We start from the raw sequence: 14,878 nt of genomic DNA, 5'->3' as shown, positions 1-14,878 counted from the left end.
AGGCTACATTGCAGTCGCCGAATGCCGGCCGAGTGTTCGCTGTGGGCTATTCGCGGCGTGCGCCGGCAGCCGTCACTGAGCGGATGCCGCGCGGCGGGTGCCGCGCATTCCGAGCATGTACGGCAGCCCCGGCCCCACCGCGGCGAACGTCTGCCCGATGCGCTTCGGCCACGAGGGCACGGGCAGCGGAGCGGGCGACTCCTCGAGATCGCCGACGTCGACGAAGTACGCCCGCACGGTGCCGAACCCCTCGAGTTCGGGCGAGACCTCGCGCACCGGGGCCGTCACCGCGTCTTCGCCGGTGCGGTAGAGCTCCTCGGAGAGCAGCACGTACTCGGGGATGTCGACCGGGTTCTTCAGCATGCGGTGCACCTGGATGACGTCGATGCCCACGAGCTTGATGCGATCGCGGATCGTCTGGATGGCCACATCGCCGACGTGCGCCACGAACTTCAGCTTGAGGTCGGCCGCCCCCTTGCATCCCTTGCAGGGACACAGGTTCGCCGTGACGTACTGCCGTTCGAGGTGGAACGCGCGGTGCATCGCGACCGCGGCGTCGAGGATCTCGGGGATCGAGGCATCCGCTTCGCTCTCGTCGACCTGCAGCGAGAGGAAGGCGGCGTCGCCCTCGATCTCGATGAGGTCGAATCCGGGCGCGGCGTCGATCATTCGTTCGAGCATGCGGCCGGTGTTCACCTCGGCGTGCGCGAGGCTCATGCGATGGGAGCTCATGTAGTCGGTGTAGCCACCGATGTCGGCGATCAGCAGCACGGCACGGCCGGAGTCCATGCCTCACGATCCCATCAAGACGAGGAGTTCTCAACACCCCTGTTCGGAGGGGGCCGTCAGGAGGGCGGCTCGTCGAATCGCTCCTTCGGCGTGTAGCGGTCGAGCTGGCCGTCGACGACGACGGCGGCCTCCTGCGCGCTCGCCGTGTACCCGAGCACGACGGGCAGGAACCGGTCGGAGCCGAGCGCCCGCAGCGCGAGCACGCTCCTCGCCACGACCGAGGCCGTGCGGCGCGTGCGGCGCAGCAGGGCGATCTCGCCGAAGCCCTCGCCCGGGCCGAGCGTCGCGACCACCCGGCCGTCGCCGACCACGTCTGCCTCGCCCGTCTCGATCACGTAGTAGCGGTCGCCGACATCTCCCTGCGTGAACACGGCGGCACCGGCGGGCACCGCGACCGGCTCGAGCCCGCGAGCGAGCTGCTCGATCGACGGCAGCGGCAGGGTGCGGAACATCGGCACCTGCTGCAACAGCCGGATGTCGCCGTCGATCACGTCGACCGTGCGGTCCATGCCCCGCAGACGCGGGAGCGACACGAGCGCGAGCACCGGGCAGATGAGGCCGATCGCGATGAGCGCGGTCTGCACGCCGAACCACTCCACGAGCGTCGAGGCGACGACGGCGCCGATGCCGATGGAGACGGCGACGAGGCTCTCGAGCACGCCGAAGACCCGGGCGAGCACCTCGTCGGGCGCCATGCGGGCGATGAGCGTGAACCCGGCGACGTCGACCAGCGCGTTGCCGACGCCGACGAAGGCGAGCAGCCCGAGCGCCGGGGCCTCGAAGGGCGCGAGGCCGATGAGGGTGAACGGCAGCCCCCACAGCCCGATCCCCACGGCGAACCAGACTCCCAGGCGGCCGGTGCCGACGAGCAGGGATGCCGCGAGCGACCCCAGCACGGCGCCCACGCCGACGGCGGCCATCAGCGCGCCGACGCCCGGTTCTCCGGTGCCGAGCAACTCGATCGCGACCACGACCGAGAGCACCGTGAGCGCACCCCTGGTGAGCGCCTGCGCCGCGGCGAGCGCGAGGATGAGCGTCAGGTCGCGGTTCGCCACGACGGCACGCACGCCCTCGGCCGCCTCCCGCGCGAGGTTCGGTCGCTTCGGCGCCGACGGGCGCGGCGGGGCGTCGTACTTCAGCCGCGCGAGCAGGGCCGCCGCCCAGAACGATGCGGCCGCCGCCACGGCGAACACGACGTCGACCCCGGTGAACTGCAGCAGCACGGCCGCCAGCAGCGGGCCGACGAGCGTGGCCGCGGAATCGAGCAGGCCCCGCACCACATTGGCGCTCGCGAGCTCGTGCCCGGTGCGGCAGAGCGATGGGAGCAGCGCGGAGTGCGCCGGGCGGTAGAGCGTCGCGGCGATCGTGGACAGGATCGCGAGCGCGTAGATGACGGCCGGCGGCCCCGCCACGGCGGCGACCACGGCTGCCGCGGCGGTCGCGAGGCCGCGCACGATCGACACGATGATGAGCACCCGTTCGCGGCGCCCCCGGTCGGCGATGGGCGAGAGGAGCGGGGCGAGGATCGCCGACGGCACCATGCGGAGCAGCCCGACGAGTCCGAGCGCCACGGCGCCGCCGTCACGGTACGCGACGATGCCGAGCGCGACGGTGAAGGCCCACTCCGCCGTCCATGCGCCGAGGAAGCTCAGCTGGGCTCTGCGGAGGTTGGGATTGCGCCAGTTGCTCGTGAAGGCGGCCGCAGCGTCGCGCACCCTGCCGCGGCGCCGCCCTTCGCCCATGCGAAGACTCTAGGCCTGCGACCGTCGCCGCGCGAGGAACTTCAGGAGTAGACGTGCGGCGCCAGGATCGCGACATCCCGGAGGTTGCGGTAGTTCTCGGCGAAGTCGAGACCGTAGCCGACGACGAACTGGTTCGGGATGTCGAAGCCGAGGTACTTGACGTCGACCTCCACCTTCGCCGCGTCGGGCTTGCGGAGCAGCGCGCAGATCTCGACCGACTTCGCACCGCGCGATTCGAGGTTGCCGAGCAGCCAGCTGAGCGTCAGGCCCGAGTCGATGATGTCCTCGACGATCAGCACGTGACGGCCGGTGAGGTCGGAGTCGAGGTCCTTCACGATGCGCACGACACCCGACGACTGCGTGCCGGCGCCGTACGAGGAGACCGCCATCCAGTCCATGTTGATGTGCGGGCGCAGCTCGCGCGCGAGGTCGGCCATGACCATGACCGCGCCCTTCAGCACGCCGACGAGCAGCAGGTCCTCGCCCTCGTAGTCCGCCTCGATGCGGCGGGCGAGCTCGGCGAGCTTCGCGTGGATCTCGGCTTCGGTGACGAGCACCTCGGTCAGGTCGGCTTCGATCTCGTTCGCGTACATGGCTGCTCTCCTGGGTGGGGCGATCGGGGCACGTCGCCGTGGGTGCGCGGCGAACGGATGCATCGAGCCTACGCGGTGGTTCTTGCGGGTTGAGCCTGCCGAAACCCACAACCGGGCGGTTTCGACAAGCTCAACCAGCAGACTCTCTGCTCAGTGGTCGTGGGGAAGGATCTCCGTCGACCCGGTGGTGCTCAGCACGACGTGCCGGCCGGCCCGCGTCGCGAGCACGCCGCCCGGCAGGTCGATCGGGCCCTGGCCGTGCCAGTCGGTCACGAGCCGGGCGACCTCGAGGGTCTGCGAGCGCGAGAGCGAGACGCCGAACTCGCTGCCGACGACGTGGCGGATGATGCGCTGACGCAGCGCGGCGGGGTTCGCGGCGAGGGCGCCGATCGAGATCGCGATGCCGGCCTCGGCGGGTTCGCAGATCTCCTCGATGAACTCCTCGATCTGCTCGGAGAAGGCGGCCTCGTCTTCGCGGAGGTGCTCGGCGGTGCGTGCGAGCGCCTCGGCGATGCCGGGTCCGAGCTCGGCCTCGAGCACGGGCAGCACGCGTTCGCGCACCCGCACCCTGGCAAAGGCGGGGTCGAGGTTGTGCGGGTCGTCCCACGGGGTGAGCCCCGCGTCGAGGCACGCCTGCCGCGTGGCCGCACGTCGGATGCCGAGCAGTGGCCGTGCGTACCGGCCGGCGCGAGCGGGCATGCCCGAGAGGCTCGCGGCGCCCGAGCCCCGAGCGAGTCCGAGCAGCACGGTCTCGGCCTGATCGTCGAGCGTGTGGCCGAGCAGCACCAGCGCGGCACCGGTCAGGGCGGCAGCCGCATCGAGCGCGGCATAGCGGGCATCGCGAGCGGATGCCTCGGGGCCGCCCTCCCCCGCGACCTCGACCCGGCGAACGAGCACGGGGTCGAGCCCGAGTTCCCGCGCGGTCTCCGCCGCCGCGGCCGCAACCTCGGCCGATCCCGCCTGCAACCCGTGGTCGACGACGACGGCGCCCGCGCGCCATCCCGCCCGCGGCGCCTCGAACGCCGCGGCGGCCGCGAGCGCGAGTGAATCGGCACCGCCCGAGAGGGCGACGAGCACGAGCGGGCCGTCCGTCGACTCGGCCCCCGCCGGAAGCACGCCGCGCACGGCCCGACGCACGTCGGCGATCGAGGGTGTCAGTCGCGGTCGGCGAGCCGCGGCATCCGTCTGCTGGTCAGGAGGCATCAAGTAACCTTATTCCGCCGATCGCGCCCGATTCCGAACCGGGTCGGCCCGCGGGCCAAGCTTCGAGAAGCGCCTTCCAACACAAGGAGAACCAGCATGGGCGAGTACGCCGCCATCATCGAGATCCCCAAGGGGAGCCGCAACAAGTACGAGGTCGACCACGAGACCGGCCGGGTCTTCCTCGACCGCGTGCTCTACACGACCTTCGTCTACCCGACCGACTACGGCTTCTTCGAGAACACCCTCGGCGACGACGGCGACCCGCTGGACGTGCTCGTGCTGCTCGACTTCCCGCTCTTCCCGGGCGTGGGCGTGAAGGTCCGCCCCGTGGGCGTCTTCCACATGACCGACGACGGCGGCGGCGACGCCAAGGTCATCGCCGTGCCCGCGGGCGACCCGCGCTGGAACCACATCCAGGACGTGGACGACATCCCCGAGTTCACGCGCAAGGAGATCGAGCACTTCTTCGAGCACTACAAGGACCTCGAGCCCGGCAAGTGGGTCAAGACCGAGGGCTGGGCGAACGCGGCCGAGGCCGAGTCGCTCATCCAGAAGGCGATCGAGGCGTTCCCCGGTCACTGAGCCGGGCATGAACCGAGCGGATGTCGCGAGCTCGCGACATCCGCTCGCAGCAGGGGCGGGCCTCACGGCCCGCCCCTGCTGCGTGTCAGGACCGGCTCAACCGGCGGGGCGTGCCGCGGCGGAGGGGCTGCCCCAGACCGGCCATTCGCGCACGGGCTTGCCGTAGTCGGAGGCCTCGAGGATGCGACCGCCGCCGAGGTAGATGGCGACGTGGTAGTAGTCGCCGCCCGAGCCCCAGAAGAGCAGGTCGCCGCGCTGCACGTTGCCGAGCGAGACCGCCTTGCCGCGCGCCGCGAGCGTGTAGTACTGGTTCGTCGCGGAGTGCGTGCCGATGCCGATGCCCGCCGCGCCGTATGCCGCGCGCGTGAGGCCCGAGCAGTCCCAGGCGTCGGGACCGGCGCCGCCGAGCTCGTACCGTTCGCCGAGCTGCTGGCTCGCGAACCAGATCGCGGTCTCGACGGCACCCGCGTTCGGCGGGGCCGGGTCGGGGTTCGGTGCGGGCGTTCCGCCGCCGTTGCCGCCGCTGTTCCCGCCGCCGTCGTTCCCGCCGTTGCCGTCCGACGGGGGCGCCGGTTCGGTCGGTCGGCTCGCCTCGAGCGCCGCCTCGGCAGCCTCGCGCGCCTGACCCTCGACCCGCTCGCGCTCGAGGTCGGCGGTGGTGTCCTTGAGCGTCGCGAGCTGTGCGTAGAGCTCCGCCGAGCGCTGCTCCTGCGCGGTCACGGCCGCCATCGCGGACTCCGCTGCCGCGTTCGCCTCGTTCGCCTTCGTCTCGGCGAGCTCCGCGAGACGAGTGCGTTCCGCTGCGGCCTCAGCTGCCTGGGCTCGCAGTGCGTCGGCGGTGTTGCGGTCGGCGATCGCCTGCTCGTAGACGGCCTGCGACTGCTCGCCGAGCTTCGACGCCATGCCGAGCTGCTTCAGCAGGCCGTCGGTGTCCTCGCCCGAGAACACGAGCTCGGAGGTCAGGTCGTTGCCCGCGGTCTTCGCGAGGTGGGCGGCGAGCAGGCCCGCCCGCATCTTGGAGATCTCCGCGACGGCGTCGGCCTCATCCGCCTGCTGCGCGAGCGCGCTCTCGCGTTCGGCCGCACGATCGCGCTGGTCGACGGCGACGCGATACGACTCGGCCGCCATCTGCGACGCCTGGATCGCGGCATCCGCCACCTGCTGCAGGCCTGCCAGCAGGTCGCCGACGCGGGCGATCTCGGCCTGCTTCGTGGCCTCGTTGGTCTTGGCCTGCTCGATCTCGCTCCACGACGGATAGTCGGGCTCGGCCATGGCCGGGCCGCCGCCGGCCACCACCGATGCGGTGACCGCCCCGACGGCGACGGCGGAGAAGACGGTCGCGGGCTTCACGCGCGACACCGGCCTGGTGCGATTCTCAGCCAAAGTAGACCCCCCGGTCCGCCATGAACGGCACCGGATCGATGCGGCTCCCGCCGCTGTAGACCTCGAAGTGCAGGTGGCACCCCGTCGAAGCGCCGGTCGTGCCGCTCGAGGCGATGTTCTGTCCGGCCTCGACCCACTCGCCCGAGCCCACGAACCGGCCGCCGTCGCGGATGTGCGCGTAGCCGGTCGAGATGCCGCCGCCGTGATCGATCTGGATGAAGTTGCCGTAGGTGCCGGAGTAGCCCGAGAACGTCACCACTCCGCTGTTCGCGGCGTAGATCGGGGCGTCGCAGCCGGTGCCGAGGTCGACGGCGTAGTGGAACGAGCCGGAGCACCCGTCACCGGCGCAGATCGGCGAGCGAGGGCCGTAGTCGCCGGTGATGCCGCCCCAGGCCGGCTTCGCCCATCCCGACGATGCCGGGGTTCCCGGCGTGCCGGCGCGCAGGGCCTCTTCGCGGCGCTTGCGCTCCTGCTCCTGCCGGATCCGCTCGCCCTCCTCGTAGGCGGCCGTGGTCTTCGCCTCGGCGTCCTTGAGGAATGCGAGCTGGGCGTCGAGCTCGACCTTCTTCGTCTGCGACTCCGCGAGCGCCGCCTCGGCGGCCGCCTGCGCCTCCTGTGCGGCGACGAGCGCTGCCTCGGCGGCGATGCGCAGCTTCTCGCGTTCGGCCTGCGCGACCTCGGCCTGGTCGCTCAGCGCCTCCGCGGTGTTCTTCTTCTCCTGCGCGCGGTCGTAGATGTTCGAGGTGCGCTCGACCATCTTCTCCATGCTGCCGAGCTTGGAGAGCAGTTCGTCGGTCGCCTGCGCGTCGCCGGCGTCGAGGAAGAGGTTGACCCCGACGTCGCCGCCGCCGCCCGAACGGTAGAGCTGGGCCGCGACCTGACCGGCGTTCGTCTCGGCCGACTGCGCCTCGGCGGCGGAGGCATCGGCCTGCGCCTGGATCTGCTCGGCCCGCAGCACGGCCTCGTCGTACTGCTGCTGCGCCACGAAGAGCTCGTCGGTGCGTCGCTCGGCCTCGGCCCGCGTGACCTCCACGTTCACCTCGAGCTCGGCGATGAGCGCGGTGATCTGCTCGACCGCGGCGGCGCCGGCAGCGGTGTCCGCCTTCGCGGCCTGAAGTTCGTCCCAGCTCGGATAGGTCGCGGCGAGGGCCGGCTGCGAGGGTGCGACGACCGGACCGACGAGCGCCGCGGCGATGATCGCGACGACGGCGACGAGTCGTTGCGTCGTGCGCCGGCGGCCGGAGCTCCGCGCCGCCCGCGCTTCCGCGGGAACCGGGCTCGTTCGAACGCCGTCTGCGGGTGTTCGGTCTGTGGTGCGGTACATCATTCCCCGTCCACGCGGGCTCGGGTCCCCGCGCTCCTGACTCTCGGTTCGGGCATCGGCAGCCCCACGATAAGCGCGAGATCGGCGCATTCCGGGCATTTCAGACGCATGTCCGCGGATGCCGCGTGGCGGGTCCGGAGGCATTCGCGACCCTCGTTTTGCCATCTGCGCCGACTGCACGTATGCTTGGCTGTCGGCGGGCGTGACCCAGGTAACGCCCTCCGGCCCCATCGTTTAGTGGCCTAGGACACCGCCCTTTCACGGCGGCAGCACGGGTTCGAATCCCGTTGGGGTCACTGCACGACCAGCACGTATAATTGAATAACTCGGTGCCGAAAGGCATCACGAGGCCCTGTAGCGCAGTTGGTTAGCGTGCCGCCCTGTCACGGCGGAGGTCGCGGGTTCAAGTCCCGTCAGGGTCGCTCAGGCGACAAGCCCTTTCCCTTACGAGAGAAGGGGCTTTCTCCTTATTCGGAGTGTTTCTTCACTTCGAGGCTCTGTAGCTCAGTTGGTAGAGCGCACGACTGAAAATCGTGAGGTCACGGGATCGACGCCCGTCGGAGCCACCAATGAAACCCCCGGGTAACCGGGGGTTTTCTGGTTTCAGCGGGCGATCTCGCCAGAGCGCCGGTGAGGTTGTGCCATTAATGTGCCATTAACGTCGGCAGGGGCCTGCCGTGTCGTTCGCTGCGAAGGTTCGCCGGCTGCGTTCTTGAACGCGTCGTTCAGAGCCGCACCGGCGCGAAGTGCGACGCCCTCGCGGGCACGCGAGTAGCGCTCGGTAACCTGCAGGCTCGAGTGGCCGAGCGTGGCCTGCACGTCGGGCGCACTGGCGCCGGCATCGAACAGAATCGTCGCGGACGTGTGCCGGAGGTCGTGGATGCGCAGGTCGGGCCGGCCGATCGCCTCGCGAAGCGTCTCCCAGTCGACTCCTCGTCGCGCGTTGTGATTGGTGAGCCGGCCGCCGTCGGGTCCGGCGAACAGCCGGTCGTTCGTCTGCTTGCCTCTCGCGGCCACCTCGGCGTACGGGCGCAGCGCGTCGATCAGCGGGACGTCGCGTGACTTGTGACTCTTGGGCGACTGCTCGATCAGCTCGCCGTGCTGACCAGGGCTCAGCGACCGGCTGACGTGGATGACGCCGCGCCCGAAGTCGACATCGCCGACGCGCAGGGCCGTCGCCTCCCCCGCCCTCATGCCGGTGTAGACGAGCGCCGCGAGGTAGCCGCGATAGGCGCCCTCGGGAACGAGATCGAGGAGCGTCCGGATCTGGTCGAGCGTGAGCGCGCGCGAGACCGGCGAGATGGACTCGCGCATGCTCGGCCGCTTCACCTCGCGGGCCGGGTTGTGATCGATGAACCGGGAGCGTCGCGCGCCATCCAGCAGGCGTGAGAGCACCGCGAGCGCATCATTCTTGGCGGATGCCCCGCCCGGCCACGCCACCATCGCCGACTCGATCATCGGCGAGGTGATGTCTTCGAGCCTGTGCCGGCCCAGGCTCGGCTTCACCCGCAGCCGCCAACCCACACCGTAACCGCGCGCGGTCGCCGGGCGTATGGACGACTCGATCGCGGGCCAGTACTTCTCGTGCCACTGCTCGAGGGTCATCGACCCGTTCGGGTTGCGGCCGGCAACCGCCTTCGCGAGCTCACGCTTGGCTTCGGCGAGCGTCATGAACGTGCGCGATCGCTCGGCCGCTCCCCCGTCGACGCTCGGGCCGACGACGCGGATCTGGTACCGCTGCCGGTCAGCGCGCCAACGGATGCCCTCCGGCAGCGGACGACCCGTGCGCGGATCGACCCGGCTCGGGGTATCGCGGTTGGGCCGCCCGGCCATCAGTGCTCCGTGCCGCCCCGGGCGAGCAGCTCGTCGATCGTGTCTGCGCTCCAGAGCAGGTGCTTGCCCATGCGGGCGTCGGGCTCGGGAGTGAGCCCGTCGTGGCGCAGCTTGTCGAAGCTCGAGACCGGGATACGGCATCGTTCGGCCGCCTCGGCTCGGCTCAGATACTCGACCCTCAGCGCGACGTCGACCATGACGCTCCCCCTCGACTCATCGGCCGCCGGCGGGCATCTCGTGCATGCCGACCCACGCGCGGCTATTTGCAAGTATCTGAGAATAACATCGCTGCGCGCATTTCGGCAAGTACCTGAGTTGAGTGGCTAGACTCGATTCATGCCCGCCTCGACACCCCGCCCCGGCGACCAGTCCTACGACGGCCTGCTTGTCGCAGACGACCTGCCCGAGGGCTGGTACCTGCCCAGCCGGTTCCCCGGCGAGCGCGACGACGACGCGAGCGAGCAGATCGATGCCGTGCTCGGCTACGACGATCAGGGCTCGCCTGCCGACTCCGATCAGAACGAGACCACTGGCGGTCGGTGGCGCTACCTCGAGCACGAAGCCACGCACACGCGCGTGATGATCCGGCTGCAGCGACAGCTGCTCGCCGTGCCCGAGGAGATCCGCATTACTGGGGTGATCTACCTCCCCTGGCTGCCGGGCGACCCGATCACGAGCCAGCTCCTCCGCGAGCTGCCGACCGCCCGCATCGAGGCAGCAATCAACAAGCGCCTCTTCGCGATGAAGCGCACCGAGACCATCACGGGCGGGAAGATCGTTCTGCCGTCAGGGCGGAAAGTGAGCGAGCGGGATCTGCTGAAGCCGCTCGGCGACCCGAAGAAGGTGGCGGACTTCTACGAGCTGGTCGCACTCCAGCACGGCCGGCTGACCCAGCAGGGCGACGCGAACCCGAGCGCGACGATGGCGGAGGTCAACGGCGTGGCGCTCTCGACCGCTCAAGGATGGATCACGAAGGCCCGCGACCGCGGCCTGCTACCACCGGGTCGGCGTGGCAGAGCGGGCTAATGGACGCCGAGACAGAACAGACGTGGCGACGGACGGCGACCCCAGCGGCGCTGTTGATCGCCCATTTGCCGCCAATCAACGGTCTGCACTAGGAGCCGAGGAGCGACGGCAAGGAAACCAAGACAGCTGCGTGAGCGGGACAGGGCTCGAACCAGTCGCGTCTCCCATGATCTCCGGCGTGGCAATACTCGAACGGTCAGAACCGAGGAAGCAGGCTGATTCAGTGACGATAGAACGTTTTTGGGCACCGTCCGTGAAGGAAGTATCGTTCGACGGCGCGGGATGGCTCGTTGATCCGGCCAGCAGCTGGTTCGGAGGGACCAGCCGAAACCCTGAAGCGAAGACATCGCGAACCATTGATGAAGAACAGGCATTGGTCCTTCTCGGAGAGCCGGGAATTGGAAAATCATCAGAGTTGCGGTCCGACGTCCTAAATGGAACTCAATCTGGTTCCACTCGGGTCGCGCGATTCGACATGTCAGAGTTCCCGACTCTCGATCGGTTGGAAGACTTGGTGTTCGCTGGGCCAGAAGTAACGGCATGGCTGGCGTCTGAAGACACGTTATGCCTCATCCTTGACAGCTTGGACGAAGCACGGGCCCAACACAGCGCCGCTCATCGGCTGATCCTCTCCTACGTCCGTCGATGGCCGAAGGAACGGCTCGTACTCAGGATCGCTTGCAGGACTGCTGACTGGCCGCCCTCTCTACTTGACGGTCTCAAATCCGAATTTGGAGAAGTCGGTGTCTATGAGTTGCTGCCGCTGCGACGACTGGATGCAGAACAACTAGTTTCGGACGACCTCCGCGCCGCAACGTTCCTGTCAGCCATCGAAAGCGGGCGTGTAGTGCCGCTCGCTGCTCGACCGCTCCTCCTAAAGCTTCTCTGGCGTCAGTATGAAGTTGATGGCACCCTTCCCGATCAAGCCGTCGAGATCTACGAACGGGGTCTCCTCGCGTTGGCCGACGAGTCCGATCAAGACCGACGCGATGCCCGCAACGATCACATCTCAGCAAAGCGTCAACTGGATATTGCGTCCTGGATTGCGGCGGCTTCGGTCTTTTCGGGAAAGAACAAGTACTGGCTTGGTGGATTCGCTGATGCTCCCGTCGATGCTGCGTTGCCCGATGATCTGGCGGTGTCTCAGACATCATTTGGCGATGTCCAGAACTCAGAAATAGCCGCCGCGCTTCGCACTGGATTGTTCGCCGGCAACGGCTCTGGTCAGCTGGGGTGGGCGCATGAAACCTTTCTGGAGTTCTCGTCCGCGCGCTGGTTGGTAAGTCTCGGCCTCGATCAGCGTCGGCTTCGTGAACTTCTGTGCTTCGAAGACGGTCGAATCTACCCACAAGTTCGTAACACGGCGGTCTGGGCCGCAGCACTCGACGGCCCTGCATTCGGGTGGTTGATCGAGACGGATCCGGCTTCGTTCCTCGGAGGGATCAAGCTTCCGTCTGAAGACCTACGGGCTCTGGTGGTTAGCGAAGTTCTGCGCGCAGTACGATCAGGACGGCTCGCACGCGACTTCGACTTTGATTACTCCACGCTCAAGTACCCCGCCCTTAAAGCCGACCTAGAAGCGGGATTGCTCCTCGAACTGGATGACGTGGATCATGTGATCATCGATATCGCCCGCGGTACGCGGGAAGCATCGCTGGTTCCAGCGCTGACTCGGTTGGCTCTAGCGCAGCACCGCGAACGGTACCTTCGGACTGCCGCGATTATGGCCATCTACGATCTAACGAAAGACCAATCGGAACCTGTCGATGATTTTCTAGATCTCCTACGGAGTGACCCGTCGATTGACGAAGAGCTCCAGGCGGCCGCCCTCCTCGTGTCTTGGCCCAAGGCGATCTCCACGAACGAGGTCTTCGACCTTCTCGGGCCATTCGGACGCAAGAGCAACTTCGGCTTGAAGTACCTCTTTCTTACGCAGCTCGCCGCTGGAATCGGCCCTGAAGGCGTACTCTCTGGGCTCCACTGGCTGATCGGACAGTCAGATTTGGGAGAAGATTCGCGCCTCGAACAATTCACGCGTTCCCTTCTCGATCTCGCATTCGATCAACTCGACGACGATCTCGTCCTGGTGGCAATGGCGGGCGTCATTCAAGCTCTGCTTCAATCGCACGTTTCCTGGCTGGGTGAGCAGTTCGAAAGACTAACTCCATCGGCCAGGCTTCGCTTAGGCTTCGCCGTTGTTGCGGCACTTGCGGAGGAAGACACGTTCTATGCGCTGTACCCAACTTCCGGCAAGCCGCTATTCGCGCCCGAAGACTTTCCTTTTTTGGTCGGCGCCTACCCGAACCTTGCAACACCTTTGCGCCAGCGCGTGGGCGAAGTCATCAGCCAAGTCTTCCGACCAGACGATCCCGATCACTCCGAAATTCTGCTTTCCCTACCGCTTGATCACCCGGTAGTACAAGACGTGTTGGGGCGATGGACAGGGTCCGTTGACTTGACGTCCCCCGAAGCGACTGCGGCGAGAGAATTTCGTGCACAGCTGAGCGAACGCATGGCCAAAAAGGACGGAGACGAGGACGATCACTCCGGGTCCTGGATTGAGCAGCGGATTGAAGAACTCGTGGAGAGCGCCTCGCAGGGCGACTCCAACGCGTTCTGGATCGCGGTCCGGCTCATTACGGTCCGGCCAGGCACTGACCAATATTGGGACGAGCACGAGCCTGACTTGACGAAGCATGCGCGGTGGGGCTCGCTCGCTGACAAAACAAAGCGACAATTGGTCACCGCTGCAGCTCTGTATATCGCCGCTGGCGACCCTGATCCAGAGAGATGGCTCGGGACAAACACTTCGTACTTCCCCTCGCTGGCAGGGTACCGAGCGTTAGTCCTCCTCCTTCACGAATCTCCGGGTGCTCTAGATGAGATCGAGGGTGAGTACTGGCGCAGGTGGGCACCGACAATCGTCGATTGGGAAGCGCTCAGCGATGAGCACGCGCGCAATCTCAAGGCTGAGATCTTGCGACGGGCCGTCGTTCATGCCCGGCCTGATCTTGAGACGGCGGTAGTAGTGCTCATCGATGCGGCCTCCGCGTCTGAGAAGCGGTCCTTCTTGACTTTTGAGATTGGCGAACTCTGGTCACCGACGCTCGAACTGCAACTACTTGATCGTGTTCGAGCCGGCCTTGCACACGAGACGGAATCAGAGGTTCTCGACGTGTTCGACGCTAAAGCCCCTGCGTCAATCTCGAGCATCCTGATCGAGCGCCTATCTAACGACAACTGGCGTCGAGAAGGCAGGATCGACGCGGGCGCTCGGCTCATTCGCAAGCAGGCCGGCGCGACTTGGAACGAGCTGACTCGCCTCATGGATGACGAGCCCGACCTACTGGGCGAGATCCTGCTGGGTCTCGGCTATCACGCTCCAGTTCCAGATCTAGATGACTCGAGGGTCGCAGTTCTGTTCTTGTGGACCCTGCGTTGGTTTCCAATGAGCGATGATCCAGCCTTCGACGGCGCGCACATGGTTGGACCCCGGGAAGAACTGACGAGATGGCGGGATTCACTTCTGAATCACCTAATCAAGAGTGGGACCCGGGCCTCGGTGGAGGCTATCCGAGAGATCGCGCGCGACCGACCAGACCTCGAGTGGCTCTCAGTTTCGCTCCTTCAGGCTGAGGCGAGTCTCCGTCGTGAGAGCTGGATCCCCCTAACCCGAATCCAACTGCGGGATCTAATTGGCCAAGCAGATGCGCGGCTTGTCCGGAGTCCGCAGGATCTCCTGAACTTGGTGCTATGGGCTCTCGCGCGCATCCAATCGCGCCTGCAGTCGGACACGCCCGAGTCGCACTTGTTGTGGGACACGCATTCTCGGCGGCCAAAATCTGAAGACGAAATCTCCGACTACGTTCGCAACGCGTTGCTACAAGAGGTTGCTGGGAACGGAATAGTCGTCAACCGCGAGGTGCAAGTGCGACGCAATAGGCCGTCAGGCGTCCCCGAGCGAACGGATCTCCGGATTGACGCGCTCCGATCGGAGTCTGCGTCTGGCGATGCCACGCTGACCGTAATCGTCGAATCGAAAGGGTCATGGAACGCCGAACTGGTCGACGCACTCGAAGGCCAGCTGGTGGATCGCTATCTTCGAGATCACCCAGGGGCGGGTGGTGTTTACCTCGTGTTTTGGTTCGATGGCGACTATTGGTCCGATCAGGACCCACGTCGGGCGCCCGCTCTGTCGCGAACACGAGAACTCGTCGAAGCGCGACTCAGTGCCGCACATGCCGCGCTAGCGGATAGCGTCCGCGAGCGTGTTCGCTTGTACATCCTCGATGCGAGCTACCATCGGCCATCCGCCAACGATGCCAACGCCTTCTGAAATCACGCGCCGAATCCAGATGTCGACCAGGCTCCCTCTTGGAGCGCACCGGACGTCCAGTTGCCTG

Annotated in this window: 11 protein-coding genes and 3 tRNA genes; 6 read left to right on the top strand and 8 right to left on the bottom strand. The window is 67.2% G+C overall.

The features are described from left to right. Positions 1-72: 72 nt before the first annotated feature. From BUR99_RS09015 to tilS, 4 genes are all read right to left on the bottom strand, one after another. Positions 73-789: a DUF2652 domain-containing protein gene (locus tag BUR99_RS09015; protein WP_074260001.1), complete on the bottom strand. Its 717-nt coding sequence runs from the start codon at positions 787-789 to the stop codon at positions 73-75. Positions 790-845: 56 nt separating this feature from the next. Then, positions 846-2,531 carry an MFS transporter gene (locus BUR99_RS09010; RefSeq protein ID WP_074260000.1) on the bottom strand — a complete coding sequence of 562 codons (1,686 nt, stop codon included), beginning with the start codon at positions 2,529-2,531 and terminating at the stop codon, positions 846-848. 41 nt (positions 2,532-2,572) lie between these two features. Next, positions 2,573-3,124, bottom strand: coding sequence for a hypoxanthine phosphoribosyltransferase (hpt, locus tag BUR99_RS09005; protein ID WP_074259999.1), 552 nt, complete (start codon positions 3,122-3,124; stop codon positions 2,573-2,575). 150 nt (positions 3,125-3,274) lie between these two features. Beyond that, entirely contained in the window at positions 3,275-4,327 is a 1,053-nt protein-coding gene (gene tilS, locus BUR99_RS09000; RefSeq protein WP_074259998.1) for a tRNA lysidine(34) synthetase TilS, read from the bottom strand. A gap of 96 nt (positions 4,328-4,423) precedes the next feature. Here tilS and ppa point away from each other — a divergent pair, with 96 nt between their 5' ends. Beyond that, on the top strand, positions 4,424-4,909 hold the full coding sequence (ppa, locus tag BUR99_RS08995; RefSeq protein ID WP_074259997.1) for an inorganic diphosphatase: 486 nt from the start codon (positions 4,424-4,426) through the stop codon (positions 4,907-4,909). Positions 4,910-5,005: 96 nt separating this feature from the next. Here the strand turns inward: ppa and BUR99_RS08990 are convergent, their stop codons facing one another. Both BUR99_RS08990 and BUR99_RS08985 read right to left on the bottom strand, forming a co-directional pair. Next, a complete protein-coding gene (locus BUR99_RS08990) occupies positions 5,006-6,268 on the bottom strand; it encodes a C40 family peptidase (protein ID WP_074259996.1) in 1,263 nt (420 codons plus the stop codon). 16 nt (positions 6,269-6,284) lie between these two features. Further along, on the bottom strand, positions 6,285-7,616 hold the full coding sequence (locus tag BUR99_RS08985) for a M23 family metallopeptidase (RefSeq protein ID WP_084183908.1): 1,332 nt from the start codon (positions 7,614-7,616) through the stop codon (positions 6,285-6,287). Between the two features lie 223 nt (positions 7,617-7,839). Here BUR99_RS08985 and BUR99_RS08980 point away from each other — a divergent pair. The 3 genes from BUR99_RS08980 to BUR99_RS08970 all read left to right on the top strand — a co-directional run bounded on the left by BUR99_RS08980 (position 7,840) and on the right by BUR99_RS08970 (position 8,185). Beyond that, positions 7,840-7,912: transfer RNA gene (locus tag BUR99_RS08980), tRNA-Glu, on the top strand. Between the two features lie 52 nt (positions 7,913-7,964). After that, positions 7,965-8,038: transfer RNA gene (locus BUR99_RS08975), tRNA-Asp, on the top strand. A gap of 71 nt (positions 8,039-8,109) precedes the next feature. Next, positions 8,110-8,185: transfer RNA gene (locus BUR99_RS08970), tRNA-Phe, on the top strand. Between the two features lie 34 nt (positions 8,186-8,219). On the opposite strand, the gene BUR99_RS08965 is transcribed toward BUR99_RS08970, so the two are convergent. Beyond that, entirely contained in the window at positions 8,220-9,449 is a 1,230-nt protein-coding gene (locus tag BUR99_RS08965; RefSeq protein WP_074259994.1) for a tyrosine-type recombinase/integrase, read from the bottom strand. Further along, a complete protein-coding gene (locus tag BUR99_RS20250; protein ID WP_074259993.1) occupies positions 9,449-9,646 on the bottom strand; it encodes a hypothetical protein in 198 nt (65 codons plus the stop codon). Before BUR99_RS20250 ends, BUR99_RS08965 begins: the two co-directional genes overlap by 1 nt. A gap of 139 nt (positions 9,647-9,785) precedes the next feature. Between BUR99_RS20250 and BUR99_RS08955 the strand changes: the two genes are divergently transcribed. Both BUR99_RS08955 and BUR99_RS19985 read left to right on the top strand, forming a co-directional pair. Then, entirely contained in the window at positions 9,786-10,475 is a 690-nt protein-coding gene (locus BUR99_RS08955) for a hypothetical protein (RefSeq protein ID WP_074259992.1), read from the top strand. A 223-nt stretch (positions 10,476-10,698) separates the two neighbouring features. After that, a complete protein-coding gene (locus BUR99_RS19985; protein WP_143231555.1) occupies positions 10,699-14,811 on the top strand; it encodes an NACHT domain-containing protein in 4,113 nt (1,370 codons plus the stop codon). The last annotated feature ends 67 nt before the right edge of the window (positions 14,812-14,878 follow it).

Origin of the sequence: Agromyces cerinus subsp. cerinus (assembly GCF_900142065.1) — a bacterium.
In the GTDB taxonomy this organism is placed as follows: domain Bacteria; phylum Actinomycetota; class Actinomycetes; order Actinomycetales; family Microbacteriaceae; genus Agromyces; species Agromyces cerinus.
This window is presented reverse-complemented; position numbering and strand designations above follow the sequence as displayed.

Coding starts and splice junctions, on each gene's coding strand:
- BUR99_RS09015 (WP_074260001.1), bottom strand. CDS start 789: ATGGACTCCGGCCGTGCCGTGCTGCTGATCGCCGACATCGGTGGCTAC.
- BUR99_RS09010 (WP_074260000.1), bottom strand. CDS start 2,531: ATGGGCGAAGGGCGGCGCCGCGGCAGGGTGCGCGACGCTGCGGCCGCC.
- hpt (WP_074259999.1), bottom strand. CDS start 3,124: ATGTACGCGAACGAGATCGAAGCCGACCTGACCGAGGTGCTCGTCACC.
- tilS (WP_074259998.1), bottom strand. CDS start 4,327: ATGCCTCCTGACCAGCAGACGGATGCCGCGGCTCGCCGACCGCGACTG.
- ppa (WP_074259997.1), top strand. CDS start 4,424: ATGGGCGAGTACGCCGCCATCATCGAGATCCCCAAGGGGAGCCGCAAC.
- BUR99_RS08985 (WP_084183908.1), bottom strand. CDS start 7,616: ATGTACCGCACCACAGACCGAACACCCGCAGACGGCGTTCGAACGAGC.
- BUR99_RS08965 (WP_074259994.1), bottom strand. CDS start 9,449: ATGGCCGGGCGGCCCAACCGCGATACCCCGAGCCGGGTCGATCCGCGC.
- BUR99_RS20250 (WP_074259993.1), bottom strand. CDS start 9,646: ATGGTCGACGTCGCGCTGAGGGTCGAGTATCTGAGCCGAGCCGAGGCG.
- BUR99_RS08955 (WP_074259992.1), top strand. CDS start 9,786: ATGCCCGCCTCGACACCCCGCCCCGGCGACCAGTCCTACGACGGCCTG.